Raw genomic sequence first — 537 nt, 5'->3', positions numbered from 1 at the left:
ACCTGGTTCCGGCGCTGACCGGCATCACGCTGGCGCTGATCGGCACGATTGCAGGCCGGACGATTTTCTATACGCTCCCGGCGCGATTCCTTTCCGGACAGGCCGCCGCCGGCGGGTTGGCGTTCATCAACTCGATCGGTGCGCTAGGCGGCTTCGCGGGACCGTACCTCGTGGGGTACCTCAAGGACAGTTTTGGTACGTTTTCGGCCGGCATGACGGGTCTTTCGATCGTGCTGGGTATCACGACCCTGCTGACCTTGTCCCTATACGCTTTCGGTCGCGGAGATTGAGAATGGAGCCACGTCCCTCGTTCCGACGCCGTGGGGTTCTCGGCGCTCTCGCAACTTCGATGTTGTTGCCCGCCATCACCGCGCGCCTTGCATTTGCAGGAGAGGAAACACATCCCGTGAGTACAACCAACAATTACCCGCCCGTTCGTGTATCGGCCCGGATTGTTTGGACACGGTTTTGGGACTCAGGCGGCCTGTTTAAACATCCGTGCCTGACGGGCTTCGAGCGGTGACATGAAGCCCAGTT

At 60.5% G+C, this 537-nt stretch carries 1 pseudogene; it reads left to right on the top strand.

The features are described from left to right. A pseudogene (locus tag BMI01S_RS37965) lies at positions 1 to 290 on the top strand (MFS transporter); the annotation flags it as partial. Positions 291 to 537 lie beyond the last annotated feature (247 nt).

The sequence above is a fragment of the Paraburkholderia mimosarum LMG 23256 = NBRC 106338 genome, assembly GCF_000739815.1.
Classification (GTDB): Bacteria; Pseudomonadota; Gammaproteobacteria; order Burkholderiales; family Burkholderiaceae; genus Paraburkholderia; species Paraburkholderia mimosarum.
The sequence above is the reverse complement of the archived record's forward strand: the minus strand, read 5'-3'. Positions and strand labels throughout refer to the sequence as shown.